The 25,260-nt window shown below is 58.8% G+C and carries 23 protein-coding genes; 12 read left to right on the top strand and 11 right to left on the bottom strand.

Going from position 1 to position 25,260, the window contains the following annotated elements; all coding sequences use genetic code 11:
* Positions 1-104 precede the first annotated feature (104 nt).
* Positions 105-1,148: a phosphate ABC transporter substrate-binding protein PstS gene (pstS, locus tag V7080_RS05280; RefSeq protein ID WP_334187363.1), complete on the top strand. Its 1,044-nt coding sequence runs from the start codon at positions 105-107 to the stop codon at positions 1,146-1,148.
* Positions 1,149-1,319: 171 nt separating this feature from the next.
* Here the strand turns inward: pstS and V7080_RS05275 are convergent, their stop codons facing one another.
* A complete protein-coding gene (locus V7080_RS05275) occupies positions 1,320-3,431 on the bottom strand; it encodes an EAL domain-containing protein (RefSeq protein WP_334187362.1) in 2,112 nt (703 codons plus the stop codon).
* Between the two features lie 244 nt (positions 3,432-3,675).
* On the opposite strand from V7080_RS05275, the gene V7080_RS05270 reads away from it, so the two are divergent.
* Complete coding sequence (locus tag V7080_RS05270; protein ID WP_334187361.1) at positions 3,676-4,131, top strand: DUF2934 domain-containing protein; 456 nt, start codon at positions 3,676-3,678, stop codon at positions 4,129-4,131.
* A 100-nt stretch (positions 4,132-4,231) separates the two neighbouring features.
* On the opposite strand, the gene V7080_RS05265 is transcribed toward V7080_RS05270, so the two are convergent.
* Complete coding sequence (locus V7080_RS05265; protein WP_334187360.1) at positions 4,232-4,981, bottom strand: SDR family oxidoreductase; 750 nt, start codon at positions 4,979-4,981, stop codon at positions 4,232-4,234.
* Positions 4,982-5,094: 113 nt separating this feature from the next.
* Between V7080_RS05265 and V7080_RS05260 the strand changes: the two genes are divergently transcribed.
* Positions 5,095-5,697: a TetR/AcrR family transcriptional regulator gene (locus V7080_RS05260; protein ID WP_334187359.1), complete on the top strand. Its 603-nt coding sequence runs from the start codon at positions 5,095-5,097 to the stop codon at positions 5,695-5,697.
* A 158-nt stretch (positions 5,698-5,855) separates the two neighbouring features.
* Here the strand turns inward: V7080_RS05260 and V7080_RS05255 are convergent, their stop codons facing one another.
* Together V7080_RS05255 and V7080_RS05250 are read right to left on the bottom strand one after the other, a co-directional pair.
* Positions 5,856-7,055: a hybrid sensor histidine kinase/response regulator gene (locus V7080_RS05255; RefSeq protein ID WP_334187358.1), complete on the bottom strand. Its 1,200-nt coding sequence runs from the start codon at positions 7,053-7,055 to the stop codon at positions 5,856-5,858.
* An 81-nt stretch (positions 7,056-7,136) separates the two neighbouring features.
* Positions 7,137-7,430, bottom strand: coding sequence for a hypothetical protein (locus tag V7080_RS05250; protein ID WP_334187357.1), 294 nt, complete (start codon positions 7,428-7,430; stop codon positions 7,137-7,139).
* Positions 7,431-7,759: 329 nt separating this feature from the next.
* On the opposite strand from V7080_RS05250, the gene V7080_RS05245 reads away from it, so the two are divergent.
* Both V7080_RS05245 and V7080_RS05240 read left to right on the top strand, forming a co-directional pair.
* Positions 7,760-7,924, top strand: a complete 165-nt coding sequence (locus V7080_RS05245) for a hypothetical protein (RefSeq protein ID WP_334187356.1) — start codon at positions 7,760-7,762, stop codon at positions 7,922-7,924.
* A gap of 357 nt (positions 7,925-8,281) precedes the next feature.
* The gene (locus V7080_RS05240; protein WP_334187355.1) at positions 8,282-10,990 is read left to right on the top strand and encodes a PAS domain-containing hybrid sensor histidine kinase/response regulator; all 2,709 of its coding nucleotides are present in this window, start codon (positions 8,282-8,284) and stop codon (positions 10,988-10,990) included.
* 253 nt (positions 10,991-11,243) lie between these two features.
* Here V7080_RS05240 and glmS read toward each other — a convergent pair whose 3' ends face one another.
* Positions 11,244-13,073: a glutamine--fructose-6-phosphate transaminase (isomerizing) gene (glmS, locus tag V7080_RS05235; RefSeq protein WP_334187354.1), complete on the bottom strand. Its 1,830-nt coding sequence runs from the start codon at positions 13,071-13,073 to the stop codon at positions 11,244-11,246.
* Positions 13,074-13,082: 9 nt separating this feature from the next.
* On the bottom strand, positions 13,083-14,453 hold the full coding sequence (gene glmU, locus V7080_RS05230) for a bifunctional UDP-N-acetylglucosamine diphosphorylase/glucosamine-1-phosphate N-acetyltransferase GlmU (protein ID WP_334187353.1): 1,371 nt from the start codon (positions 14,451-14,453) through the stop codon (positions 13,083-13,085).
* A gap of 33 nt (positions 14,454-14,486) precedes the next feature.
* Here glmU and V7080_RS05225 point away from each other — a divergent pair, with 33 nt between their 5' ends.
* Complete coding sequence (locus V7080_RS05225) at positions 14,487-15,371, top strand: DUF6279 family lipoprotein (RefSeq protein ID WP_334187352.1); 885 nt, start codon at positions 14,487-14,489, stop codon at positions 15,369-15,371.
* A gap of 34 nt (positions 15,372-15,405) precedes the next feature.
* Here the strand turns inward: V7080_RS05225 and V7080_RS05220 are convergent, their stop codons facing one another.
* From V7080_RS05220 to V7080_RS05205, 4 genes are all read right to left on the bottom strand, one after another.
* Positions 15,406-16,170, bottom strand: a complete 765-nt coding sequence (locus V7080_RS05220; protein WP_334187351.1) for an SDR family NAD(P)-dependent oxidoreductase — start codon at positions 16,168-16,170, stop codon at positions 15,406-15,408.
* Between the two features lie 98 nt (positions 16,171-16,268).
* Entirely contained in the window at positions 16,269-17,207 is a 939-nt protein-coding gene (ttcA, locus tag V7080_RS05215; protein ID WP_334187350.1) for a tRNA 2-thiocytidine(32) synthetase TtcA, read from the bottom strand.
* A 12-nt stretch (positions 17,208-17,219) separates the two neighbouring features.
* Positions 17,220-17,612 carry a dihydroneopterin aldolase gene (locus V7080_RS05210; RefSeq protein WP_334187349.1) on the bottom strand — a complete coding sequence of 131 codons (393 nt, stop codon included), beginning with the start codon at positions 17,610-17,612 and terminating at the stop codon, positions 17,220-17,222.
* 60 nt (positions 17,613-17,672) lie between these two features.
* Entirely contained in the window at positions 17,673-18,443 is a 771-nt protein-coding gene (locus V7080_RS05205; RefSeq protein ID WP_334187348.1) for an SDR family oxidoreductase, read from the bottom strand.
* A 110-nt stretch (positions 18,444-18,553) separates the two neighbouring features.
* Between V7080_RS05205 and V7080_RS05200 the strand changes: the two genes are divergently transcribed.
* The 3 genes from V7080_RS05200 to V7080_RS05190 all read left to right on the top strand — a co-directional run bounded on the left by V7080_RS05200 (position 18,554) and on the right by V7080_RS05190 (position 20,231).
* Complete coding sequence (locus V7080_RS05200) at positions 18,554-19,714, top strand: class I SAM-dependent methyltransferase (RefSeq protein ID WP_334187347.1); 1,161 nt, start codon at positions 18,554-18,556, stop codon at positions 19,712-19,714.
* A gap of 67 nt (positions 19,715-19,781) precedes the next feature.
* Positions 19,782-19,979: a DUF2905 domain-containing protein gene (locus tag V7080_RS05195; RefSeq protein ID WP_334187346.1), complete on the top strand. Its 198-nt coding sequence runs from the start codon at positions 19,782-19,784 to the stop codon at positions 19,977-19,979.
* Positions 19,980-20,021: 42 nt separating this feature from the next.
* Positions 20,022-20,231, top strand: coding sequence for a DUF2905 domain-containing protein (locus tag V7080_RS05190; RefSeq protein WP_334187345.1), 210 nt, complete (start codon positions 20,022-20,024; stop codon positions 20,229-20,231).
* A 38-nt stretch (positions 20,232-20,269) separates the two neighbouring features.
* On the opposite strand, the gene V7080_RS05185 is transcribed toward V7080_RS05190, so the two are convergent.
* Positions 20,270-20,812, bottom strand: a complete 543-nt coding sequence (locus V7080_RS05185) for a DUF3455 domain-containing protein (protein WP_334187344.1) — start codon at positions 20,810-20,812, stop codon at positions 20,270-20,272.
* A gap of 109 nt (positions 20,813-20,921) precedes the next feature.
* Between V7080_RS05185 and V7080_RS05180 the strand changes: the two genes are divergently transcribed.
* From V7080_RS05180 to V7080_RS05170, 3 genes are all read left to right on the top strand, one after another.
* Positions 20,922-22,355, top strand: a complete 1,434-nt coding sequence (locus tag V7080_RS05180; protein ID WP_334187343.1) for a DHA2 family efflux MFS transporter permease subunit — start codon at positions 20,922-20,924, stop codon at positions 22,353-22,355.
* Positions 22,356-22,487: 132 nt separating this feature from the next.
* Positions 22,488-23,741: a GGDEF domain-containing protein gene (locus tag V7080_RS05175; protein WP_334187342.1), complete on the top strand. Its 1,254-nt coding sequence runs from the start codon at positions 22,488-22,490 to the stop codon at positions 23,739-23,741.
* A gap of 105 nt (positions 23,742-23,846) precedes the next feature.
* Positions 23,847-25,260, top strand: a 1,414-nt coding sequence (locus V7080_RS05170; RefSeq protein WP_334187341.1) for a tetratricopeptide repeat protein, incomplete at its 3' end; no start/stop codon positions are given.

Here is a 25,260-nt window from a genome sequence, read left to right as displayed (position 1 = left end):
TCGGGCGCTTTTGTCCATTCCGGATCCGGACGCAATATGCACGCTACGCATCGCTTCCCGATGATGACGTTAAAATTGCCCCTTTCTTGACAGGATCCGACACGATGCGACTGAAGCCTTTTATCCTGGCTTTTGCAGTGACGGCGATGACAGCGCTCCTTTGCCCATCGCTCTTTGCTGCTGAAATAACCGGTGCGGGAGCAACATTTCCGTATCCCATTTATGCCCGGTGGGCACAGGACTACCGAAGCATCACCGGAAATGGCCTGAACTACCAGTCGATTGGCTCCGGCGCCGGCATCAAGCAAATAAAATCCAGGACCGTCGACTTCGGCGCCTCCGACAAGCCGTTAAAGGCGGAAGAATTGGAAAAGCATGGGCTTGTGCAATTTCCGGCGATCATGGGAGCGGTGACGCCGGTAGTGAATATCAAGGGCATCGGTCCGGGTGAATTGAAGATGTCAGGCGAGGTACTGGCGGATATCTATCTCGGAAAAATCACGAAGTGGAATGCGCCGGAGATTGCCGCCCTCAATCCGGCACTGAAGCTTCCCCAGCAGGATATCGTGGTCGTGCGGCGCTCGGATGGTTCCGGCACCACGTTTCTGTTCACCGACTACCTGGCGAAGGTGAGCCCCGCATTCAAAGCGCAGGTAGGCGCCAGCACCGCGGTCAAATGGCCGGTGGGTATCGGCGGCAAGGGCAATGAAGGCGTTGCAGCCTACGTCCAGCGCATCTCCAATTCCATCGGTTATCTCGAATACAACTACGTCAAGCAGCTCAAGCTGAGTCACATGCAGTTGCGCAATCGGGATGGCCAGTTTGTCCATCCGGGCGATGAAACAGTGAAAGCCGCGGCCGCCAACGCGAACTGGACGCAGACCCCGGGTTTCGGCGTCGTCCTGACCGATCAGCCCGGCAGGGATAGCTGGCCGATCACCGGGACATCCTTCATCCTGATGCACAGGGAGCAGGCTGATCCGGCAAGAGGATCGGAAGTACTGAAGTTTTTTGACTGGGCGTACCGGAACGGCAATGCAACGGCTGCCCGGCTCGGTTATGTCGCGCTGCCACCCACGCTGGTCGACCAGGTGCAGGCAGTCTGGAAAGCGCAGCTCAAGGACAGCTCCGGCAAGGCGGTTTGGTAGAAGGCCGGATAGTATCCATCCCAACCGGAAGCCGCGAAGGTCCTGCAATTTCCGGTACGTGTTTCTTGCTGGAATCGGTGTGGCAGAACGTCTATGGATTCCGGCAGATTGTCGGTTCGCTCACCTGCTATCGGCAGACAGCCAAAGAATTTGCTTCAAGAATTCGCTTGCCTAGTGCATTTCCTGGAAAGGTTTATCAAGCCGATTCGGATAGGCAATCCAATGACCTTGCAGATAGTCGATGCCGATTCTCGACAGCACTTCCGCAGTGGCGGCATTCTCGACCCATTCGGCGATCGTCTTTTTACCGGTCATATGTGCAATCTCGTGCATCAGCGTGACCATTTTTTCGTCAACCAGGCTTTCCGCCATCACCGATACAAGTGATCCATCGATCTTGATGAAATCTGCCGGAAGCTGCTTCAGATAGGCAAACGAGCCGATTCCCTTTCCGAACCCGGCAAGGCAAATCTTGCAGCCCATATCCCTCAGCCCATTTATCATCTCCAGGCTTCGACGCTCATCGAAGAGGGCTGCCGTCTCGGCGATCTCGAAACACAGTTTTTCCGGCCTGATATCGTACTCGTTGAAAAAAATTTTAAGGTCGCCAAGGAATGCTCTGTCCGCCAGGGTTTTTCCTGAAAGATTAATGGCGCACAAATCGACCCGAAGAGTGTGTTCGCGATTTTCGTCCAGCCACTGGAGTACGCGATGCACCACCCATCGATCAATGGTCGGCATCAGGTCCAGGCGCTCGGCGGCGGGCAAAAACTCATGTGGAAGAATGACGCCATGGTCGGGATCGGGCAGGCGCAGCAAGACCTCACAATGAAAACCGCCTCTGCCGCCATGTGTGGTGGCGATCGGCTGATAATGCAGCTGCAGCTGGTTCAAGCGCATTGCTTCAGTCAGCCGGGTCAGCCAATCGCCATCTTCATTTCGCCAGGCTGTGCCGGCGCGATCTGTTTGCTCGACGTAGATGCGGTTACGGCCTTTTTCTTTCGCGATGTAGCACGCGCTATCCGCCCGCCGCACGATTTCCTCCGCACTGCCGGTTTGCTGGTCGAAGCACGCCAGGCCAATGCTGACACCGATCCTGAACACACGGTCTGCAAAGATGAATTGGAAGGCGCGTGTGGCCTGCAGTATCTTCGTGGCAATCGAATAAGCCTCATCCATGCTGCAATGGTCGGCAAGGAGTGCGAATTCATCGCCGCCCAGCCGCGCCAGGGTATCGCGATCGCGGATGTTTTCACGATACAGGTTCGACAGTTGTTTCAGCAACGCATCGCCGGCTGCATGCCCGCAAGTGTCGTTGACGATCTTGAACTGGTCGAGATCCATGTACAGAAGTGCGCCGGCGGAATGAAAATGATGCGCCCGGTCGAGCGACCGCTCAAGGCGATGCTCGAACTCGATCCGGTTCACCAGTCCGGTTAGTGCGTCGTGTGTCGCCTGGTGCGTGAGCGCATCGAGAAACTGCCTCGATTGGGTCACATCGCGGAACACAATCACCCCGCCGGCAATGCGTCCGTCGGGAAGCCGTATTGGTGTTACGGCATCCTCGATGGCGTATTGTGTTCCGTTTCTGGCGACCAGTACGGCCGGAGAAAGCGCGGCGATGACCTCTTCCTGCCGCAACATGGACGTCAATTCATGTTCACCGGGATGTCGGTCCATGGCCGGCTGGTTCATTAAGCGAAACACGTCGGAGAACGGCCGGCCGATTGCCTCGGTGGTCGTCCATCCGGTCAGTTGTTCAGCCTTCGGATTAAGGCACTCGATGTTGCCGTCGGCATCGGTTGAAATGACCGCGTCGCCAATCGCACGCAGCGTTACTTCAGCGCGTTGCTTTTCCTCTGCCATTTGATCTTGGAGGGCTTTTCGAACGGTAATGTCCCGCGTGAGCTTGCAAAAGCCGCTTACCTCCCCGTCCGGGTCTTTAATGGCGATGACTTCCACCATTGCCCAAAACAGTGAGCCGTCCTTTTTCTTGCGCCAGGTTTCTTCCTGATAGGTTCCATTCCGTGCTGCCAGATCGAGATTATGTCTGGGATGGCCTTTCTCCTGTTCTTCATCGGTGTACAGCATGCCGAAATACTGTCCGATAACTTCCTCGGCTGTGTACCCCTTCATTTTTTTCGACGCGTTATTCCAGGTAAGAACCATCCCATTCAAGTCCAGCAGGAAGATCGCATAGTCGGAAACATGCTCGACCATATAAGTAAAAGCCTTGCCCGCTCGTTCTGAGGAGATCATTTCTCCAACATCGCTCTTGTTCATCTACGGTCTCCGCATCGATTCGCACTTCTTTTTATTTTCTTGAATCGATGAAATTGCTCCTGCCAATTTAGTGCGCTGAACGATGATTTAAGTTGCAAAGAAGACCGTATGGAGATCGTAAAACTATTTGGGGGGTGCGCGTGATACTGCTTGCTATGCGTTTGTTTTACGCGCAGCATCGATTGATGGAACCGGTCTCGCCGCTCTGGCGAAGATCCTGGCATTCATTTACAGGAAGATTGCTATGGCAACGCGCTTGGTTGACGTTTTGGACATCAACGGAAATGTTCGGCACACGTTTCCGATTACCCTTGATAAAAGTGACCTTGCTTCCGATGAAGCAGCCTATCTCGTGAAGGCATTGGAGGCGGCTGCCAACGCACGCCTGGCTCCGGATGACGAGTTGCATGAGTTAACGGCAAGAATCCACGTCAGCCGTGGCGGTCAACTGGAACCGTATGGTGACGGCCTGAACAGCGATTCGGAAACGAAAGCTGGATTGGAGCAGTTGGTCCGGGAACAAGCTTATTTGCTCTGGGAACAAAACGGTTGCCCGGAGGGCAAGGCTGATGAATTCTGGCATCGTGCGCTTGACCAGCATTTTCGTGAGCGCGCCTACGTGTTATGGCAGCAGGAGGGTAGACCGGAGGGGAATGCCGATAAAGATTGGGATCAAATCCGTGTATTCCAGAATGGATGATTCACGCCTGGATTGCATTCGCTAGCCTGGGCAAGCAATACCGGCTCCGCGGACGCGAACGCCGGCCTTGGCCCTCGACAGTGATAAAGCCGGCTGATCGTTACACCGTCGCCATGCCACCGTCGACAAGTAAGTTTTCACCGAGAATGTATGCCGACTCATCGCTGGCCAGGAACAACGCCGCCTTCGCGATCTCTTCACTGCTGCCGAATCTGCCTGCAGGGACCTTCTTGAGCAGATCCCCGGCCCATGCCTGGACCTGTTCCGCGCTCATGCCGAGTTTGCCGTAGATGGGTGTGTCGATCAGGCCTGGACTGATCACATTGACCCGCACGCCTGCTTCTTTCAGTTCCGATGACAATGTTCTCGCAAGCGACCTGATGGCGGCCTTCGTCGCGGAGTACACGCTCAGATTGTCGATTCCCTGGTCGGCAAGCGTGGTGGAAGTAAAGATGATGCTGGCCGGGTTATTGAGGAACGGCAGCGCCTTCTGAACCGTATAGATCACTCCCTTCAGGTTGACGTCGATCTGCTCGCCGATATTTTCCTCGTCCGCGGTCGAGAAGGGGGATGGTTTGGCGATTCCGGCATTGGCGAAGACGATGTCGAGCTTGCCCAGTGCGGCATGGACCTCGGAGAGCGCCTGTGCCATCTCCGAAGGTGACGCGACATTGGCACGCAAGCAGAGGATGGAATCAGGCAATTGCAGCTTTGCTTCCCTGACCCGTTGGGCGTCCTGCCCGATAATCGCGACCCGCGCACCCTCTGCGATGAATAGTTTCGCAGTGGCGAGTCCGATGCCAGTTGTGCCGCCGGTGATGAGCGCGGTCTTGCCGTTAAGTCGGTCCATGGTGTTCCTTTGATGTGAGTTGAAAATCATCGTGATCCGGCATTTATGTACCGATCGGTATTTAATATACCGAGTGGTACAATAATCGTCAACATTTTTGTGGATTTCCAACCATGACACAGGGAAGAGGCCGGCCTCGGAATTTCGATTCGGACGAGGTCCTGGATGCGGCGCTGACGGTTTTCTGGCGAAACGGCTTTGACGCCGCGTCGCTCGCCGAACTTACCGGCGCCACTGGCTTGACGAAACCGAGCCTGTATGCCGCGTTCGGCGACAAGGAAGCGCTCTATCTCAAAGCCCTGGAGCGCTATAAGGCGAATTGGCTCGGACGCCACCTGGCGTTGATGGAGAGCGAGCCGCAGGGGAAGCGGGCGATCGAGCTTCTCCTGCAGTCGATCGCCGACATGCTTTGCCATCCGGCGCTGCCCGGCGGCTGTTTCGTCGTCAACGGCATAGCCGATCTGGGAGGCGAACGGACCACGGAAGGAATCGAAGCGGCGCTTCATCTGGCCTTGCAGGCTTGCGAACGCGCGCTTGAAGAAAGGCTCGCCCAAGCGAAGCGAGACGGCCATCTGCCTGGCAAGGCAGACGTTGCCGGACTAGCCGGCTTTTTCTATACCGTCATCGCCGGCATGGCTGTCAAGGCGAAGGCGGGCATAAAACGTGAGCAACTCGAAGTGAGCATCAAACTTGCGATGACTGCATGGCCGCGCTGATTCGATTGAAAACTTTCCCGGGCGCATGAGGCGCAGGGCGTTACATCCCTGGACCTGGTGTGCACGAGTGTGCATGTCTCATGGGCCGCAACCAGGGCGGACCTGGCATCCGGAACCTGCATCCCGCATTGGTAACCTTACTGGCAGTAAAGGCCGCGTCAGCTGGTCGGGCGAAAAGCGGCAAGCGAACTCAACAGCTTGTCAATCTCGACCGGCTTGGTCATGTGGTGATCGAATCCAGCCGCTTTTGCTGCCTCGTGGTCCTGCACCTGGCCATAGCCTGTCAGCGCAATGAGTAATGTCCTGGCTGTCTCGGGATAAGCGCGCAGCCGTCGAGCCAGTTCATTGCCATCCATTTCCGGCAAGCCAATATCCAGTACACAGGCATCGGGCAATGTAGTCCGCGCCACATCGAGCGCGCGCTTCGATCCATACTCCGTGATGACCTCATGTCCGGCTGCTTGCAGCAACATGCTGAGCGTTTGCGCCGCATCGATATTGTCGTCCACGACCATGACTTTCAGCTTCCTGCCGGCATGCAGCCGGATCCGCGATGTCCGCCGACGTTCGACTTCATCTTCTCCCGCGGCCTGCCGGGGCAAACATACAGTAAATAGGCTGCCCTTGCCTATGCCTGCGCTCGAACAGCTTACCTGTCCACCATGCAGTTCGACCAGGCTTTTGACAAGCGCCAATCCCAACCCAAGGCCGCCCGACGACCGGTCCGATGACCGTTCCGCTTGTGTGAATAATTCGAAGACATGCGGAATGAACTCGGGCGAGAGCCCGATACCGTCGTCCTGCACCGACAGTATTACCTGATCGTCGTGCAGCCCCATGTTTAAATTGATGTGGCCGTGCTCCGGTGTATATTTGGCCGCGTTGCTCAGCAGATTGGTCAGGATCTGCACGAGGCGCTTGATGTCACCGCGCACGATTGCCGTGCCCGGAGCCATCGTCAGCGTGAGCTGATGATGCCGTGCCTGGATTTGCGGCGTGACCTGTTCAACGGCGTCGGCAATGATCCGGCGCATGTCCAGCGATTCGGGCTTCAGATTGATCACACCGCGCGTGACCCGCGATACATCCAGCAGGTCGTCGACAAGGGTCGCCATATGCTCCACCTGGCGCGCAATGATATTGCTGGCATTGTTAATGATCGCCTCATTCACATTCGGCATTTTCAACAGCATGGCGGCGGTGCCGATTGGCGCGAGCGGATTGCGCAATTCATGGGCCAGCATGGCCAGGAAGTCGTCCCTGTGTTTTTTTTCCGCCTCCAACGCCTGTCGGGTCGCCTGGGAAAAGCTGAATACCGAAGCAGTCAAAAGCTGATCGATCGCTTCATTGAATCGCATGATGTCTTCGACATCGGTTGAAACAGGCGACCTGTTTGATGCGCTCCACAGATGCAGAACGCTGGCACGCAATGCCCGGTATTAGGACACGAGCTGCTCGATGGTGAACTTCGATTCCAGCCGGGCAATGCCATGGTCCTCGCCGGCAATGGTTTCGATTGTCTTCGGTCCAGATCCACGCGCTTTCGCGGCTTGTTCTTCCGGCGTTTGTGATGCGCGAAGATCTTTAGCGATGGCTTCGAGCATCACGGAAGCATGGTTCCTCAGCTCCTTGCTCGTCATCGTGAGTGCTGCAGGTTCAATCGTTATAGCGAATTTTTCCCATTCGAGCAGAATGGCTTGTAACTGGTCGAGGATAAAGTCGGCGAGACGCAAGGCGGGCTTTCGAGGGAAGCTGGGGGAATTCCCGAAATAGTATTATAAAAATTGACAGAGACCGTGAAAAATAAAGCCAGACGAAGAAGCACTGACGGTTGATCTGAACTTTATGAATGACAAGACATTCTTTTTTAGGCGGGTTCTGGAAATGCGGATTGGACGCAGTGAACTTTCGGCTTAGGCCATTCGTCAACCAATGTATGGCCAAGCATTCGCCCTTCGCTAAGTTTCTGTCACCAGCCGGCCTGAGCTATCTCCAGGCATTCCGCTGTTGGCTTCGCATCGCAGCACCCGGATGGGATATTGTTTTGCCCTCGGATGCGATCGTGGAACCTGGCAAGGAGTATCCCTCTTTTCAGCTCTACCGCCATGGCGTACCGGTCAGCATGATCGGGTCGCCGATTGACGCGCTGGAAAGGATCGGTGACCAGCACTTGCTTCAAGAATATGCACGACTGATAGCGGAAGACTCCGACAATCCGGAGCCGTAACGGCTGCTCTTGATCGATTCCATTTCGAGCCTCGTCCGGCAACTCTTCTGAGACTGCAACCAAATTTCACCGGGCCGTTCGGTGAGGCATTCATAGCGACACATCGACGATTCATTGCATGGGCCAGCCAACCGCAACGCGATTCGGGGAAGTGCTTGCCAATTGCCCGATGTCCGTCGTTAAGGCGCACACCGAATGTTGCTCTCGGATGTTTTTCAACAGATCGGTCGATACCATTCAACAAGAAAAGCGGCAACCGGAAGCAGGCAGCGACGCTGCGGCGCGAGCCTATTGCTACCAGGGCGATGATTTCTTTTATACTGGGCCGCTATTCACATCATCCACCGGAGCAGTTGCTTGGCCCTACCGTTCAATTCCAGCATCGCACCGGGTAGCGACGCGATTTCCATTGTTGAAAGCATTACTGACGGCTTCTTTGCTTTGAACCGGGATTGGGAGTTCTGCTATGCAAACCGCCAGGCGGAGAGAATTCTCAGGATCCGGCGCGAAGAATTGCTCGGCAAGAATATATGGAGCCTCTACCCCGGGTTGATCAGTAGCGAGTTTGAAGCGGCTTATCGCCGTTCAGCACAGGAGAACGTCCCTTCCACCCTGACTGCCTACTATCCTGACCACGACATCTGGTACGAGGTCCATGTCTATCCGGGCGTCAACGGACTGTCGGTGTACTTTCGCGATGTGACGGATCGTATCCGTGCCGAAGAAAAATTGCGCGAAAGCGAGCAGCGTTTCCGCTTGATGGCGGACTCGATCCCGCAGATCGTTTGGATCATTGATGAGACCGGCCGTGGCGTGTACTTCAACAAGCAGTGGTCCGTCTACAATGGTGTAGCGCTCGAGTCCATTGCCCCCGACGAAGTGGCTGCAGACTTTGTCCATCCCAACGACCGGGAAATCACCATGCAGGCCTGGGCGCTTGCGCAGCAAAGCGGTCAGATTTTCAGTGTGGAACACCGCATTCGCTCGGCGTCGGGAGCGTATCGCTGGTTCCTTGTACGCGCGGAGCCGTATCGGGATCCGCAGTCGGAGAAAGTCACCCGGTGGTTCGGCACATCGACCGACGTCCATGATCGAAAGCTGGCCGAGGCCGCGCTCAGGACAAGCGAGGAACGATATCGCTCGCTGTTTGAATCGATCGACGAAGGCTTCTGCATTATCGACGTCCTGTTTGATGACGAAGGTCGTCCCTTCGATTACCGGTACTGCGACGTCAACCCGAGTTTTGAACAACAATCCGGCCTTGCCGATGTGGCTGGAAAGACCGTACGGGAATTGGTCCCGGACCATGAATCGCATTGGTACGATATCTACGGCCGTGTCGTCCTGACTGGTGAATCGGTCCGGTTCGAAAACGAAGCCAAGGCACTGAACCGCTGGTTCGATGTGTTTGCATCCCGGATCGAGGAAGAGGATGGTCCCAAGGTCGCGGTGTTGTTCAAGGACATTACCGAACAGAAGTACCTGGCCGATACGCTGCGGCGAAGCGAGCAGGTCGCGATCGAAGCCGCGCGGCAGGCCGAAGCCGAACGTCACCGGCTGGATGCGATGTTGCAGGCTGCGCCGGTAGGCATCGTCGTAAGCGATGGGAATGGCGCGATCCTGCTTACCAATGCCGCGCATAAACAGTTATGGGGACACTATCCGGACACCAGAAGCTCTGACGAATTCGACGCATGGAAAGGCTGGTGGGCCGACCACTCGGAAAGACACGGCCAGCCCGTGGCGCCTGGTGAATGGACCACGGCACGCATCCTGGCCGGAGAAGAAAGTCCGCGCGATATCGTTACCATCGAATCCTTCGACGTTCCGCCATTACGCCGTACCGTTCTGATTACCGGCGCGCCGGTGAGAAACAGTAAAGGCACGATCGTGGGGGCGGTGGTGGCGCAAATGGATATCAGCGACCGGATCAGGGCGGAAGACGCATTGCGGCAAGCGGACCGTCGCAAAGACGAATTCCTGGCGATGCTGGCGCATGAGCTGCGCAATCCACTGGCGCCGATTGCGGCCGCGGCGGACCTGCTCGGACTCGCCCGCCCGGACGAGGCGCGGATCAAACAGACCAGCAGCATTATTACGCGCCAGGTAAGGCACATGACTGGACTGGTCGATGATCTGCTCGACGTTTCGCGTATCACGCGAGGCCTGGTAACGCTCGACAAGGCGCCGCTGGACGCAAAGAAAATCGTGTCCGATGCGATCGAGCAAGTGCGACCGCTGATCGAGGCGCGCCGACACCGATTGGCCGTTCATACGCCGCCGGAATCCGCTTTTGTCCTGGGGGATGTGAAGCGGCTGGTGCAGGTCATCACCAACCTGTTGAATAATGCCGCGAAGTACACGCCGGAAGGCGGTGAAATCGTCCTGGGCATGGAAGTGGACGGCCGCGATATCAGGATTGCCGTTTCCGATAACGGTGTCGGCATGACACCGGAACTCCAGGCACGCGCGTTCGAGCTGTTCACCCAGGCGGTACGTGCATCCGACCGCTCGCAGGGCGGCCTGGGAATCGGATTGGCATTGGTGAAAAGCCTGGTGGAGCTTCACGGAGGTTATATCACCGTCCATAGCGGCGGAATCGGCAAGGGAAGCCAATTCGTGGTGTGCCTGCCCCACTTGGATGAACAAGAGGCTTTGCCAAGTTCACCGGCTAAAGCCGGATTAAATGTTCAGGGCAAGGCATTGAAGGTCATGGTGGTGGATGACAACGCCGATGCGGCACAGATGCTTGCCATGTTCGTTGAAGCGTTGGGGCATCAGGTACTTGTCGAGCACCATCCTCGCAGGGCGCTCGAACGCGCCCGGATCGAAATGCCGGATATCTGCCTGCTCGATATCGGCTTGCCCGACATGGACGGCAATGAGCTGGCCCGGCGCCTTCGCCTGCAGCCGGAAACGGCGAATGCAATCCTGATTGCGGTGACCGGGTATGGGCAGGAGCAGGACCGTGATGCCGCGCTGAATGCGGGCTTTGATCATCATTTCGCCAAGCCGATCGACAGCGCGAAACTCACTGGCCTGTTGTCGGAAAAAAACAGCCGATAACGCAAATCACATTGCACGCGGCAATCACCATGGCCGCGATGCACGGATAGCGCCTGACTCATGTCTTATCGTCAATGGCGAATGCGCGTATGCCGTTGCAGCAAATATTCCCCGAGCGTGATTTTGATGGGAGATACGCGAGCCTCCGCTATTCGTCTCGGTCTTAACGATCGACAGCAGATTCGCGCAAGACTATGCAGGGATCCGGCAAGTTCTATTGGCGGGTGACAAGACCGGTTTCCCGGTCCGCCCGCTATTCCACCGTCACCGACTTCGCCAGATTCCGCGGCTTGTCGACATCGGTGCCACGTGCCAGCGCGGTGTGATACGCCAGCAACTGCAGCGGCACCACGTGCAGGATGGGCGACAGGTCGCCATAGTGTTCCGGCAGGCGGATGACGTGAATGCCGTCGCTCGACGAGATGCGTGAATCGGAATCGGCGAACACGTACAACTGGCCGCCGCGTGCACGCACTTCCTGCATGTTCGACTTCAGCTTCTCGATCAGGGCGTCGTTCGGCGCAACCGTCACCACCGGCATTTCCTGCGTGACGAGCGCCAGCGGGCCGTGCTTGAGTTCCCCCGCCGGATATGCCTCGGCATGGATGTAGGAAATCTCTTTCAGCTTCAATGCGCCTTCCAGCGCGATCGGATAATGCAGGCCGCGGCCGAGGAAGAGGGCGTTTTCCTTGCGTGCGAAGCTTTCCGCCCAGCCGATGATGTGCGGCTCCAGTGCCAGCACGCTTTGCAGCGCCGTCGGCAGGTGGCGCAGGTTTTTCATGTGGCTGCTTTCCTGCTCCGGCGTCAGGCGTCCGCGCATCTTTGCCAGCGTCAGGGTCAGGAGGAACAGCGCGGTCAATTGGGTCGTGAAAGCCTTGGTCGATGCGACACCGATCTCCGCGCCCGCACGGGTCAGGTACGACAACTCGGTTTCGCGCACCATTGCCGACGTGCCGACGTTACAGATGGCGAGCGAATGCTTGTGGCCGAGTTCCTTCGCATATTTCAGCGCGGCCAGCGTATCGGCGGTTTCGCCCGATTGCGATACCACGACGATCAGCGCATCCGGGTTGACGGCCGGCTTGCGGTAGCGGTATTCGCTGGCGATCTCGACATTGGTTGGAATGCCGGCGATCGATTCCAGCCAGTACTTGGCGGTCATCGCCGAGTAGTAGCTAGTGCCGCAGGCGAGCACCTGGATCGCGTTGATGCGCTCGAACACGGTGCTGGCCTTCTGGCCGAACAGGCCGGGCACGAAGCCTTCGATGCCTTCGAGCGTGTCGGTGATCGCGCGCGGCTGCTCGAAGATTTCCTTCTGCATGTAGTGGCGGTACGGGCCGAGGTCGATCGCACCGGAATAGGCATTGACCGTATTGACGGCGCGCTCGACCGGCTGGTCGTTCTTGTCGGTGATGCGGATGCTGTCGCGCTGCACGTCGACCACGTCGCCTTCTTCCAGGTAGATGATCTGGTCGGTGGTGCCGGCCAGCGCCATCGCGTCGGAGGCGAGGAAGTTCTCGCCCTTGCCGAGGCCCACCGTCAGCGGGCAGCCGAGGCGCGCGCCGACGACGCGGTGCGGCTCATCCTTGCAGAACACCGCGATCGCGAAGGCGCCGTGCAGGCGCTTCACCGCTTTCTGCACGGTGCGGAACAGGTCGCCGTCGTACAGGTGATTGACGAGGTGAGCGATCGCTTCGGTGTCGGTCTGCGACTCGAAGCGGTAGTCGAGCGCCTTCAGTTCATTGCGGATTTCCTCGTAGTTCTCGATGATGCCGTTATGCACCAGGGCGATGCAGTGCTCGCCCTTCTTGTTGGACGAGAAATGCGGGTGGGCATTGTCGGTGATGGGCGCGCCGTGGGTGGCCCAGCGGGTGTGCGAGATGCCGGTGAAGCCCTGGAAGCCGGTCTGCGAAATCTGCATGTCCAGTTCGGCCACGCGCGACACGCTGCGCGCTCGCTTCAGGCCGCCGTCATGCACGGCGACGCCGCAGGAGTCGTAGCCGCGATATTCAAGGCGCTTCAGGCCTTCGATGAGGACAGGGACGATATTACGTTGCGCAACTGCGCCGACAATGCCGCACATGATGGTTTCCTATTTCTTGAGTTTCACGGGCCGCTTCCAGCCTTCGATGGTGATTTGCTTGCTGCGCGAAAGGGTGAGCTGCCCTTCCGGCGCGTCCTTGGTCAGGGTGGTGCCGGCGCCGAGGGTCGCGCCCTTGCCCACCCGCACCGGCGCGACGAGTTGCGTGTCGCTGCCGATGAACACATCATCTTCGATCACGGTACGGAATTTATTGACGCCGTCGTAGTTGCAGGTGATTGTGCCCGCGCCGATGTTGACGCGCGAGCCGACTGTGGTATCGCCGACATACGCGAGGTGGTTGGCCTTGCTGTTGGCGGCGATCTGGCTGTTCTTGACTTCGACGAAATTGCCGATGTGTACGTCGTTGGCGAGTTCGGTGCCGGGACGCAGCCTTGCATAGGGACCGATGATCGAACCGGCGCCGATGATTGCATCCTCGATATGGCAGAACGGCTTGATTTGCACGCCGGCGGCGATGCGCGCATTCCTGATCACGCAATGCGCGCCGATGGTCGCGCCGTCTGCCACGTCGACCGTGCCTTCGAATACGCAATTGACATCGATCGCGACATCGCGTCCGCAGGTCAGTGTGCCGCGTATGTCGATGCGCGCCGGATCGGCGAGGGTGACGCCTTGTTCAAGCAGTTTGTCGGCAATGTTGCGCTGATGGATGCGCTCCAGTTCGGCCAGCTGCACCTTGCTGTTGACGCCGAGCGTTTCCCAGACGGCGCCCGGCTGGGCGGAGGTCACCTCGACGCCATCGGCGACGGCGCGGGCGATGATGTCGGTCAGGTAGTACTCGCCTTGCGCATTGTCGTTGGACAATGTTTTCAGCCATTTCTTCAGCCGAACCGTCGGCGCGATCATGATGCCGGTGTTCACCTCGCGGATGGTGCGCTCTTCATCGGTCGCATCCTTTTGCTCCACGATCCGGACGATCTTGCCGTTCTCGCGCACGATTCGTCCATAACCGGTAGGATTTTCCAGTTCGACAGTGAGGATGGACAATTTGTCGGCCAACTTATTGCCGCCCGCGCTGTCCAACAATTGCTGCAACGAATGTGCGGTCGTCAGCGGCACATCGCCGTACAGCACCAATGTCGGCACCTTGTCGTCCAGGTGGGGCACCGCCTGCATCACCGCGTGGCCGGTGCCGAGTTGCGGTTCCTGCTTGGCGAAGGCGATGCCGGGAGCCTTGACCGATTCAGGCACGGCGTCGCCGCCATGTCCATAAATCACGCAAAGCCTGGAAGGGGAGAGTGCGCGTGCCGTATCGATGACATGCGACAGAAGCGGCTTGCCGGCCAATGGATGCAGCACCTTGGGAAGAGCCGATTGCATGCGCTTGCCCATGCCGGCAGCGAGAATGACAACGTTCATATGAGAGATATTGTGGGAATGCAAAATTTTATCATGCGGTACTCCCGCGACTTGGCGGGGACATTACGCTGGATTCTGGTCGTTGGCCTCGTGCTCGGCATGGTCGGTTGCAATGCGGTTCGTCTGGGCTACAGCAATGGCGAGAGTGTCGCCTATTGGTGGCTGAATGGCTATGTCGATATTGAAGGTGATCAGCAACCCCTGGTTAAACGGCATCTTGAAAACTTCTTCGCATGGCACCGGAAGACGCAATTGAAGGATTATGCCCAGTTATTCGCGCTCGGGCAGCAGCGCCTTCAACAACAGGTCACGCCGGCCGATCTGCTGGCGGACTACGATGCCGTCAAAAAACGCACTGTTCTGGTGATCGACAAGGCGCTGCCCGATCTGACCGAACTGGCATTGTCGCTGCAACCCGAACAACTGGAGCATCTCGAGAAAAAATTCGCATCCAATAACGAAACTTATCGTAAAGAGTATCTCCGCGGCGATCTTGAGCAGCGTCAACTTTTCCGGTTCAAGAAAGTCATGAAGCAGGCGGAGTTCTGGTTCGGGAATTTCACCGAGGAGCAGGAAGCGCAGATCCGCGCCGCATCCGATGCGCGCCCCTTGAACAATGAATTAACGATGGCGCAGCGGGTTCGCAGGCAGCAGGAAATGCTGTCGATGCTCAAGCGCATCCAGGCCGAGAAGCCGGGACGCGAGGCGGCGCTGAAGATGGTGCGGCAGTATGCCGTCGCGGCGTTGGATTACTTCGGCGATCCGCAGCACAAGGCCTTCGCCGATGCCTCCAATGAGGCAAACATGCGGATGATGGCGGTGCTCATCAATCTGGCGACGCCGGAACAAAAGGCGCATGCCGACAAGCGCCTGCAGCAATTCATCAACGACTGCCATACGTTGGCTAACCGGACCTAGAATCCGCTGCAAACAGGCAGTCGTTGCGGGTTTGTCAGGCCATCCGCGGCTGGCCGTTGGATGCGGTCAGCCCGCCGTCGATCGGCAGGTTGACGCCGTTCACGAAGCGCGCATCGTGGCTGGCGAGGAAGGCGATCACGTCCGCGACTTCCTCCGGCTCGGCGCCGCGCGCCATCGGAATGCGCTGCCTGAATTTCTCCATCAGTTTTACGTTGCCGTAAATGTCCTCGGTCATGTCGGTGCGCGTGAGGCTGGGACAGACCGCATTGACCCGGATGCCGTCCCTGCCATGGTCCATCGCCAGCGCGCGGGTGAAATTCGTCACCGCGCCCTTGGCGGCGTTATAGAAGCTTAGGCCCCAGTCGCCGCCCAGGCCGGAGACCGAGGACACATTCACGATGGACCCGCCGGTCTTGATCAGTTCCGGGATTGCTATCCGGCTGCAGTAGAAGACGCCATCGAGATTGATGGCCATGACCTGCCGCCAATCGTCGACGCTCGCCTCGGTTACCTTGCCGACCGGCGCAACGGCCGCATTATTGATCAGCACGTCGATACGGCCGAATGTCTTCAGCGTGTCCTGCACCAGGCCTTCGACTTCGGCGAGTACGGATACATCGGTCACGCGTACCAGTTTTTTACCCTCGGGCAGTCCGGCCGCGACTTTGTCGAGCTTGGATCTGGTGCGTCCGGCGAGGACGACCGATGCGCCTTCGGCGGCGAAACGCCTGGCGGTTGCCTCACCGATGCCGGAACCGGCGCCGGTGACGATCACGACTTTGTCATTGAATCGGTGCATATGTTTTTCCTGAAGTGGTTGAAACCTTTGCCGTCGTGGACGACAAGATGACCGTTCAGTTCACGGGTGCATCCGGAAAATGCCGGCGCAGTGTTCCTTCAATCATCCATCGTAGTAAAGCGCACCACGTTCGCCGGCGTGGTTGCGCAGGGTTCTTCATCGAATGCGATATCGCCATCGGCCGATGCGTCGCCGTTCGCCTTCAGTCCGGCAAAGCCGAACAGGTTCCGATCCATCAGATGCGATGGCGCAACTGTCGATAATGCCGAAAAAATGTTCTCCACCCGGCCCGGAAATTTCTTCTCCCATTCGCGCAGCATTGCCTTGATCTGCTTGCGCTGCAGGTTCTCCTGGCTGCCGCACAGATCGCATGGAATGATCGGAAACTGCTTGACGGCCGCATAGCGCTCCATGTCCGCTTCCTTCACATAGGCCAGCGGACGGATCACAATGTTCTTGCCGTCGTCCGACTGCAGTTTCGGCGGCATGCCCTTGAGCTTGGCGCCGAAGAACATGTTCAGGAAGAAGGTTTCCAGGATATCGTCGCGATGATGGCCGAGCGCGATTTTGGTTGCGCCGAGTTCTCCGGCAACGCGGTAGAGGATGCCGCGCCGCAGCCGCGAACACAGCGCGCAGGTGGTCTTTCCTTCCGGGACGACGCGCTTGACAATGCTGTAGGTATCCTGGTTTTCGATATGGAAAGGCACGCCGAGCCTGGTCAGATAGTCCGGCAGGATATGCGCGGGGAAATTCGGCTGCTTTTGATCGAGATTGACGGCGACGATGTCGAAATGAATGGGTGCGCGTTCCCGCAAGGTGAGCAGGATATCGAGCAGGCCGTAGCTGTCCTTGCCGCCCGACAGACAGACCATCACCTTGTCGCCGTCTTCGATCATGTTGAAATCGCCGATCGCCTGGCCGACGAGGCGGCACAGCCGCTTGTGCAGCTTGTTGTTCTCGTATGCGATTTTCTCGGCCTGCCTGACTGGGGTGCCGCTGTCGGCAACAGGCACCGCATCAATGGATGAATGATTCATGGTTACTCCGGCTCAAGCCTTGATCTGGAAAACTTCAACGCCGACCGAGTCGCAATCCGGATATACGTCCGGCTTCTCGGTCGACACACGCACCGCGCGTACCTTCGGATGCGCCAGCATGGCCTTCGCCACGTCGTCGCAGAGCGTTTCCTGCAGATGGATATGTCCCTGCGCCATGCGTTTGGCGATGGTGTCGCGCATGAAGTCGTAGTCCACCACCTCTTCGAGATGGTCTTCCTTCGGTGTCGAAACCGCCAGCGGGATGAACAGGTCGACATTGATCAGCACGCGCTGCTCGCCCTTCTTTTCGAATTCATGGACGCCGATGTTGATCTGCACTTCATAGTTGCGCAGGAACAGGCGGCGGCAATTGGCAAGACCGGGATGGGACAGGGAAGAGAGCATGGTGTGGTGAGCGTGCGGGTAAGAGTAAGGGGTTGAAAGTGCTGTGCTGTGTTGACCGGGTTATTTGGCAAGAAACATGACGTCGCGCTGCAGGGGAATCAGGTGCTGGCCGCCATCGACCAGCAGCGTCGTGCCGGTGATGGCAGGCGATTCTGCGACAAAACAGACTGTTGCCGCAACATCTTCCGGCGTGCTGGAGCGTCCCAGCGGCGTGACCGCATGCGCCTTCGCGAACCCGTCCTCGGTCTGCTCGCCGGACACCAGCGTGATGCCGGGCGCCACCCCGACGACGCGCAGCCGCGGCGCCAGTGCCTGCGCCAGCATGGTGGTGGCGGTGTGCAGCGCGGCCTTGGACAGGGTGTACGACAGGAAGTCCGGGTTCAGATTGAACAGTTTCTGGTCGAGCAGGTTAATGGCGACCGCCCGGCCGTCCGCCGGCGTGGCCTGGTAGAGCGCCTGGGTCAGCAGGATGGGGGCGGCCAGGTTGGCATGCATATGGGCATCGAGCGATGCAACGGAAAAATCCTCGGCGCTGTCCTGCCGGAACAACGACGCATTGTTGACGAGGCAGGAAACCGGCGCCTGCAGCACCGCGGCGGCATGCGCCAGCAGGGTTCTTGCCTGAGCTTCATCGGCGAGCTCGCATTGCACCGCCACAGCGCGCCTGCCCATCGCTTCGATCTCGCCGACGGTGGCCAGCGCTTCCCGCTCCGAATTCCGGTAATGCACCGCCACATCCCACCCGCGCCCTGCCAGCGCCAGCGCGATCGTACGTCCGATGCGTTTGGCCGCGCCGGTGACAAGTGCAACTTTGCGAATTTCTGCGGTCATGTGCTCGTGGATGCTGGTGTAAGAGAGGAGCGCCGGAACAGCTCGGCATTGCCGGCGGGCGGACACACATATTTACAATGTCCCGCGTCGATTTCACTACAATATCGGACATGCAACTGCAACTGCCCGAACCTTCCTTTGACGCGCTGACCGCGTCGCGCTCGCTGCAAACCCTGATTTCCAACGACATCCGCCGCAATTCCGGCTGGATTTCCTTCGCGCGGTACATGGAGCTGGCGCTGTATGCGCCCAACCTCGGCTATTACAGCGGGGGCGCAGCGAAACTTGGCAAAGACGGTGATTTTACAACCGCGCCCGAAATCACGCCGCTCTTCGGCCAAACGCTGGCCCATGTCGCCGCCGACCTGATGCGGCAGACCGCGCCGCAAATCATCGAGTTCGGCGCCGGCACCGGCAGGCTGGCGCGCGACATCCTGACCGAGCTGTCCGCCATGGGCATCTCCATCCATCGCTACCTGATCGTCGAAGTGTCCGGGGAGTTGCGGGCGCGGCAACAGCAGGCGCTCAAGGGCTTTCCCCAGGTAACCTGGCTGGATCATTTTCCGCATTCGTTTTCCGGGGTGGTGATCGGCAACGAAGTCCTGGATGCGATGCCGGTGAATCTGGTGGTGAAGACTGATGGCGACTGGAAAGAGCGCGGCATTGGTTTATCCGCGAAAGGCTTTGTCTACCGCGACCGGGCATGCGACGCCGCGCTGCTCGCCCAGATTCCCGACCCGGACAATCTGCCGATCGGTTACCTGACCGAAGTCCATCCGATTGCCGCCGGATTCATGAACTCCCTTGCCGGCATGCTGAATGCGGGCCATCACGACACCGGGCATGGCGGCGCTGCCATCCTGATCGATTACGGCTTCCCGGCGCATGAATACTATCTGGGGCAACGTGATCAGGGCACGCTGATGTGCCATTACCGGCATCATTCCCATCCGGATCCGTTTTACTTGCCGGGTTTGCAGGACATTACCGCCCATGTCGATTTCACCGCCATGGCGCGCACGGCAGTCGATGCCGGCCTGGACATGCTCGGCTATACCAGCCAGGCCGCGTTCCTTCTCGATGCCGGCATCGGCGATTTGCTGCTGCGTATCCCGCCAACCGACCAGTTGCGCTACCTGCCGCAATCAAATGCGGTGCAGAAACTGATCTCCCCTGCCGAGATGGGCGAACTGTTCAAGGTCCTGGTGGTAGGCAAGGCGGCCGGCCTGCCGGCGAAATTCAGCCGCAACGACCGCAGTCACAGGTTATGATGGTTGCAACGTCCGGCGCCGAACGGCAAGGACTGAAGTCATCGAATCCACCAGCCCGGGAAAGCGCATGATCCGTTGGTTCCTGACCATTTTCGTTGCGCTGATCGTTTTTTCCGCGCTCTTGCCGTGGCTCGAAAAGCTCGGCGTCGGGCGCCTGCCCGGCGATGTGCGCTTCACCCTGTTCGGCAGGAAGTTCTTCCTGCCATTTGCGTCGACCATCCTGCTGTCGCTACTGGTGTTCGTAGTGGCGCGCCTTTTGCCGTGACGTCCCGGCCATGGGGTACATGATTCTCGAAGGAGCGAACCGATGATCCGCTGGGTCGCGGTGATTTTCGTCGGCCTGCTGGTGTTTTACCCGCTGTTGCCGCAATTGCTGACCAGATTGCGAGTGGGCCGCCTCCCCGGCGACGTACGGTTCAAACTGGCAGGACAGATATTCTGCCTGCCGTTCGGCTCTACCGTACTGTGGTCGGCAGCGGCTTTCCTGATCGCCGAAGCGGTGCACTGGTTTTATTAGCACGGGCATCTGCCCGCGCCGCCTTATTGGTCCATCGATCAGGACGCCTTGTAGAACACGTAGTCCGCCTGGTATTTCACCAGTTTCTTCGCACCGACATTCCCGGCGCCGCAGCTATCCGCCGGCGCAACGCCGCCCACGGTATTCAAGCGCTGGATGTAAGTCACGCCCGTCATCGCGCCGCTGCCCATTGCAGGGTTTGCCTGCACCAGCTGCAGCGGGATCGCGCCGGCGGTCGGTGCGGGTGCAACGGCCAGCTGCTTGCCGGTGACCTTGCTGCCGTCATTCGATTCCCAGGTCGGGCCGCCGTAATACTTGCCGACGGCCTTCTTGTTCATGTCGTACAGGACGGCATCCGGACCGGCGAACACCCATTCGAATGCGCCCGCCGTGCCCGCTTTGGCGCGGCATTCATAGGTCAGTTCGCCGATGCCGACGGTCTTCATCACCGGTTTGTTTCCCGCCGGGACAGTGACTGCTGCAGGCGCATCCGGGGCGCTCATCATGCCCGAAGGCGTCGAGCAGGCTGCGAGCGTTGCAATCATTGCAATTCCGGTCAGTACAGGGAGGGTCTTTGTCATGTGGAGCTCCTAAGCAGGTAGTTGATAAAAAGCCTTGTTGCAAGGCTTTTACGCCGGGGCAATGCATTCGGATTCAATTCCCGTTACTGTTGATGCTTTTTCCGCATTTATGGCATCAACCCTCGAACAACTGCGCGAGCGATATGGAAGCCGGCACAAATGGCTGGTGCTGCTGACGGTCATGATCGGCACCATGGCATCCATCCTGTCGTCGACTATTGTCAATGTGGCAGTGCCGGATCTCAGCCAGCACTTCAGCCTTGGACAGGAGCGCGCGCAGTGGGTATCGGCCGGATTCATGCTGGCCATGACCCTGTCGATGCTGACGACCCCCTGGCTGCTGTTGCGCTTCGGGTTGCGGCGCACCTATAGCGGGGCGATTTTGCTGCTGCTGGCCGGCGGGGTGGTGGGCGGTTTCAGCCTGAATTACCCGATGCTGCTGGCCATGCGGGTGGCGGAAGGGCTGGCTGCGGGAGTGTTGCAGCCTATTCCGGCCATCGTCATCCTGCGGGCGTTCGACACCAAGGAGCAGGGCAAGGCAATGGGCATTTTCGGCTTCGGCGTGGTGCTGGCGCCGGCCCTCGGGCCCAGCGTCGGCGGTTTTCTGGTCGAGCATTTCGGCTGGCGTTCGATCTTTTTCGTCGTGGTGCCGTTCTGCCTGGCGGTGCTGTGGCTGGTCAACCGCTTCCTGGCGGTCAATTCACCGATGATGGGCGATGCCAAGCGTCTTGACTGGAAAGGCCTGCTGTTGGCCGGTATCTGTACGACCAGCATCCTGAACGGAATGGTCCATCTGCATGACGACCGCCTTCAGGCGGCAGGCTTGCTGCTGGTCGGCGTGGCCAGTTTGATCGGCTTCGTCCTTTACCAATTGCGCGCGGATGCGCCGCTGATCAACATGACGCTGTTCAGTCACCGGCAGTTTGCGATGGGGGCGCTGGTCGCGTTCATCTACGGAGCCGGCCTGTTCGGCTCCACCTACCTGCTGCCGGTCTACATGCAGATGGCCCTGCATTACTCGCCATCGGACGCGGGACTCGTCCTGCTGCCGGCTGGCATAGTACTGGGAGTGACGATCATCGCCGCAGGCAAGCTGGCGGATCACTTCGCGCCCAATATTCTCGTATCGGCCGGACTCTGCCTGCTGGCCCTGTCCTTCGTCCTGATGGCGACGGGGTCCACCGCCACCAGTTACGTCACGCTGATGGCATGGGCAATTATTGGCCGCGTCGGTCTCGGATTCGTATTGCCGTCCCTGAGCCTTGGCGCAATGCGTGGTGTCGAATTCGACCTGATCGCCCAGGGCGCAAGCACCATCAACTTCCTCCGCCAGCTCGGCGGCGCCATCGGCGTGAGCCTGGTCGGTGTCGTGCTTGAATGGCGGCTTGCCGTCCGCCATACCGGCCTCGCGGCGGAAGGCGCCGACGAAACCGCGCGTGTCGGCGCCTTCAATGAAACATTCCTGTTCGTCGCCTTGTTGTGCGCCGCGGCCGTGCTGGCCGCATGGCGAATGCGGCCAGCACCGGACGAGCTCGGTAAGTAGTCAAACAAAAAACCCTTTGGGTTTCGATTTTGGGAGTAACTTACGGTTAAAATATTGCCGCAAAGCAGTTTATGCCGGAACGACACCATGTCGTTCCTCCTGCATGTCTGATCAGCTCCCCGGTGCAAGGCGATGCCACCATCAAACGCGAACGAGAATGTTCCCGATACGGATGTATTTCCCAGCACCCAGGGGCTGGTGGAGTTCGCCGAGAAAAAACCGCCTCCGCCCCAGCTTCCGGTCGCCCTGCCATCGCCTCCGCCATCACGCCGCAAGGATCATTCGGTTGATGCCACACGCCAGGCAAGCCGCATCCGTCGGCTGTTACTGGTTGCCGTCTTTGGCTTGTGCTACCTCATCGGGCTGACCTTCCTGCATCTCGAAGGCATGGTCGATCGCGTGACAGTATCGGTCGCTGCAGCCGCCGTAATCCTGGTGATGGCCGGTTTCTTCGGCATATTCGCCGCTGGAATCAATCAGCAAGCCAAGGAAAAAAACCTGACCGCCCCGATCGCATGGTGCGCCATCGCGATCCTGCTCGGCGTCCTGTACGCCGCTCCCGCAAGCCGTACCCTGTTTGTGCCGTTCGCCTTCGTCCTGATGGCGCACGGCATGTACCGGCTGGCGCGGAACACACTGCTCATGATGGCCGGCGCGCTGCTGACCGGCTATGCCGGTGTGATCGGCCTCCATTCGCTGCAGCAGATCGATGCCCGTGGATGGACACTGCCGTGGCTGGAGTGGCTGGCGCTGGCGCTCACCTTATCGACATTCGTCCTGCTGACCACGCGCATCCGGCGCCTCCACAGCGCCTTGCACAAGGCGGGCCGAAAAATCCGGCATATCGAGGAACACGCCCGACGCGATCAGCTTCTCGGTTGCTACAACCGGCGGTACCTCATCGCGGCGCTCGAGGAGCAGAAGCGGCTGGCCGACGAAACCGGCGCGCCGCTGTGCCTCGGTGTGATCGACCTCGATCATTTCAAAAGCATCAACGATGAAGTAGGGCACCTTGCCGGTGATGAAGTGCTGCGCACATTTGCCCGGATTGCGGAGTCCAACGTGCGCCAGGGCGATGTGTTCGGTCGCTACGGCGGCGAGGAATTCGTGCTGATCCTGCCGCAAACGCCGCTGCTTGCCGCGCTCAATACCGCCGAGCGCATCCGCGAGCAGGTGGAGCAGCACGGCTGGCAGGGAAAATCCCTGCGTACCGTCACGGTCTCCATCGGGCTGACGCAATACATCCCGGGCGAATCGGTGCTTGACCTCTTTGCCCGCACCGATACCGCGATGTACTTGGCCAAGCGAGGCGGGCGCAACCAGGTCGTGGTCGAGGAACCAAGCACTGAACTCTGGCAGACGACCGAAGCCGACATGCAGTATTAAAAAATTTCCTGCAATTTTCGATTTCCGTGCCGTTAATAGTAGGTGTCCAACCAGGATCTGCCTTCGGCGCCGTCCCGCGGCTTGGCTGAAAAGATCGCATTGTTTATGACCGCACTGCACAATCTCACGGCACTTCTCGTCGATCCGCATACCGGCATGCGGGCCAACATGCACAATATGCTTAACCTGTGCGGCATCACCAAAATTGAACACGCCGTCAGCTCGGGAGCGGCAATCAAGGTACTGAAGAACAAGACATACGACCTCATCCTGTGCGAATACGACCTCGGCGATGGACAGGATGGCCAGCAGCTGCTCGAAGACCTGCGCCACAACAATCTGATGCCCCTGCTGACCGTATTTATCATCGTCACAGCCGAACGTGCTTACGAACGTGTGATCAGTGCGGCGGAATTCACGCCTGACGACTATGTACTCAAGCCGTTCACCCCGGATAAGCTTCTGGAGCGCCTCGCCCGCACCCTGGAAAAGCGCGCCGCGTTTCGTCCGGTGTACCGCCTGATCGACCAGGGCAACCTGCGTGAAGCGATCAGCGCATGCCAGGAAGCGGAGAGCAGTTCCCGCCGGTACGTCTCCGACTTCATGCGTCTGCGTGCCGAATTGCATATCACCCGGGTAGAGCCGGCCGAAGCCGAATCGATCTATCAACAGGTGCTGGCAGCCAAACCAACTGCCTGGGCGAGTCTCGGATTGGCAAAAACCCTGTTCATGCAGCAGCGCTTCGACGAAGCCGAGGAATTGCTCACCGCCTTGCTGGCCGAAAACGGCAAATACATGGATGCCTATGACTGGCTTGCCAGAACCCATGAGGCAAAAGGCCAGCTTGCGGCGGCAAAGCAGGTGCTGGCCGATGCCGTCGCCGTTTCTCCCCATGCAGTGCGGCGCCTGCGCAAGCTGGGGGAAGTCGCGCTCGAGGCTGGCGACGTGGATACTGCCGAGCGTTCGTTCCAGAAGGTGGTCGCCAAAGCAAAATACTCCGAGTTCCGCGATCCCGAAGATCACGTACGGCTGGTACAGACCCTCGTGACGAAAGGCGACGGCGAGCAGGCGGCAAAGGTGGTCCGCGACATGGAAAAATCCTTGTCGGGACTAAGCAAAACGCCGGCATGCCGTGCATTGTCAGCAGCCATGCTGCATACGCATAATGGCGACGCCGACAAGGCCGCTGCAGAATTGGAAGCCGCAGTCGCCGCCTGTCGAGACACCCTGGGTTTGTCCAATGATATGAAAATGGCACTGGCCAAAACCTGCCTGCAGCACGACCTGGAGGACGGCGCGTCGGAAGTCATGCGCGACGTCATGAGCAATGCGTCCGAAGGCATCGCCATGACGAAGGCCATGCATGTCTTCGAGCAGGCCGGGCGCAAGGACCTCGCGGAAAGCGTGGCACAGGAAAGCCGGCGGCATGTCATCGAATTGGTGTCTTCCGGCGCCGAAAAGGCAAGGCAAGGCGATTATCAGGGCGCAGTCGAATTGATGACAACGGCGGTCCGGAAGC

Origin of the sequence: Noviherbaspirillum sp. (genome assembly GCF_036846085.1) — a bacterium.
GTDB lineage: Bacteria > Pseudomonadota > Gammaproteobacteria > Burkholderiales > Burkholderiaceae_D > Noviherbaspirillum.
This window is presented reverse-complemented; position numbering and strand designations above follow the sequence as displayed.

Bases quoted from the DNA above. Each gene is read 5' to 3' on its own strand.
- V7080_RS05195 (WP_334187346.1), top strand. From the start codon at position 19,782: ATGATCCGTTGGTTCCTGACCATTTTCGTTGCGCTGATCGTTTTTTCC.
- V7080_RS05225 (WP_334187352.1), top strand. From the start codon at position 14,487: ATGCGGTACTCCCGCGACTTGGCGGGGACATTACGCTGGATTCTGGTC.
- V7080_RS05200 (WP_334187347.1), top strand. From the start codon at position 18,554: ATGCAACTGCAACTGCCCGAACCTTCCTTTGACGCGCTGACCGCGTCG.
- V7080_RS05270 (WP_334187361.1), top strand. From the start codon at position 3,676: ATGGCAACGCGCTTGGTTGACGTTTTGGACATCAACGGAAATGTTCGG.
- V7080_RS05260 (WP_334187359.1), top strand. From the start codon at position 5,095: ATGACACAGGGAAGAGGCCGGCCTCGGAATTTCGATTCGGACGAGGTC.
- V7080_RS05220 (WP_334187351.1), bottom strand. From the start codon at position 16,170: ATGCACCGATTCAATGACAAAGTCGTGATCGTCACCGGCGCCGGTTCC.
- glmS (WP_334187354.1), bottom strand. From the start codon at position 13,073: ATGTGCGGCATTGTCGGCGCAGTTGCGCAACGTAATATCGTCCCTGTC.
- V7080_RS05185 (WP_334187344.1), bottom strand. From the start codon at position 20,812: ATGACAAAGACCCTCCCTGTACTGACCGGAATTGCAATGATTGCAACG.
- V7080_RS05210 (WP_334187349.1), bottom strand. From the start codon at position 17,612: ATGCTCTCTTCCCTGTCCCATCCCGGTCTTGCCAATTGCCGCCGCCTG.
- V7080_RS05275 (WP_334187362.1), bottom strand. From the start codon at position 3,431: ATGAACAAGAGCGATGTTGGAGAAATGATCTCCTCAGAACGAGCGGGC.
- V7080_RS05255 (WP_334187358.1), bottom strand. From the start codon at position 7,055: ATGCGATTCAATGAAGCGATCGATCAGCTTTTGACTGCTTCGGTATTC.
- ttcA (WP_334187350.1), bottom strand. From the start codon at position 17,207: ATGAATCATTCATCCATTGATGCGGTGCCTGTTGCCGACAGCGGCACC.
- V7080_RS05205 (WP_334187348.1), bottom strand. From the start codon at position 18,443: ATGACCGCAGAAATTCGCAAAGTTGCACTTGTCACCGGCGCGGCCAAA.
- glmU (WP_334187353.1), bottom strand. From the start codon at position 14,453: ATGAACGTTGTCATTCTCGCTGCCGGCATGGGCAAGCGCATGCAATCG.
- V7080_RS05190 (WP_334187345.1), top strand. From the start codon at position 20,022: ATGATCCGCTGGGTCGCGGTGATTTTCGTCGGCCTGCTGGTGTTTTAC.
- V7080_RS05180 (WP_334187343.1), top strand. From the start codon at position 20,922: ATGGCATCAACCCTCGAACAACTGCGCGAGCGATATGGAAGCCGGCAC.
- V7080_RS05265 (WP_334187360.1), bottom strand. From the start codon at position 4,981: ATGGACCGACTTAACGGCAAGACCGCGCTCATCACCGGCGGCACAACT.
- V7080_RS05175 (WP_334187342.1), top strand. From the start codon at position 22,488: ATGCCACCATCAAACGCGAACGAGAATGTTCCCGATACGGATGTATTT.
- pstS (WP_334187363.1), top strand. From the start codon at position 105: ATGCGACTGAAGCCTTTTATCCTGGCTTTTGCAGTGACGGCGATGACA.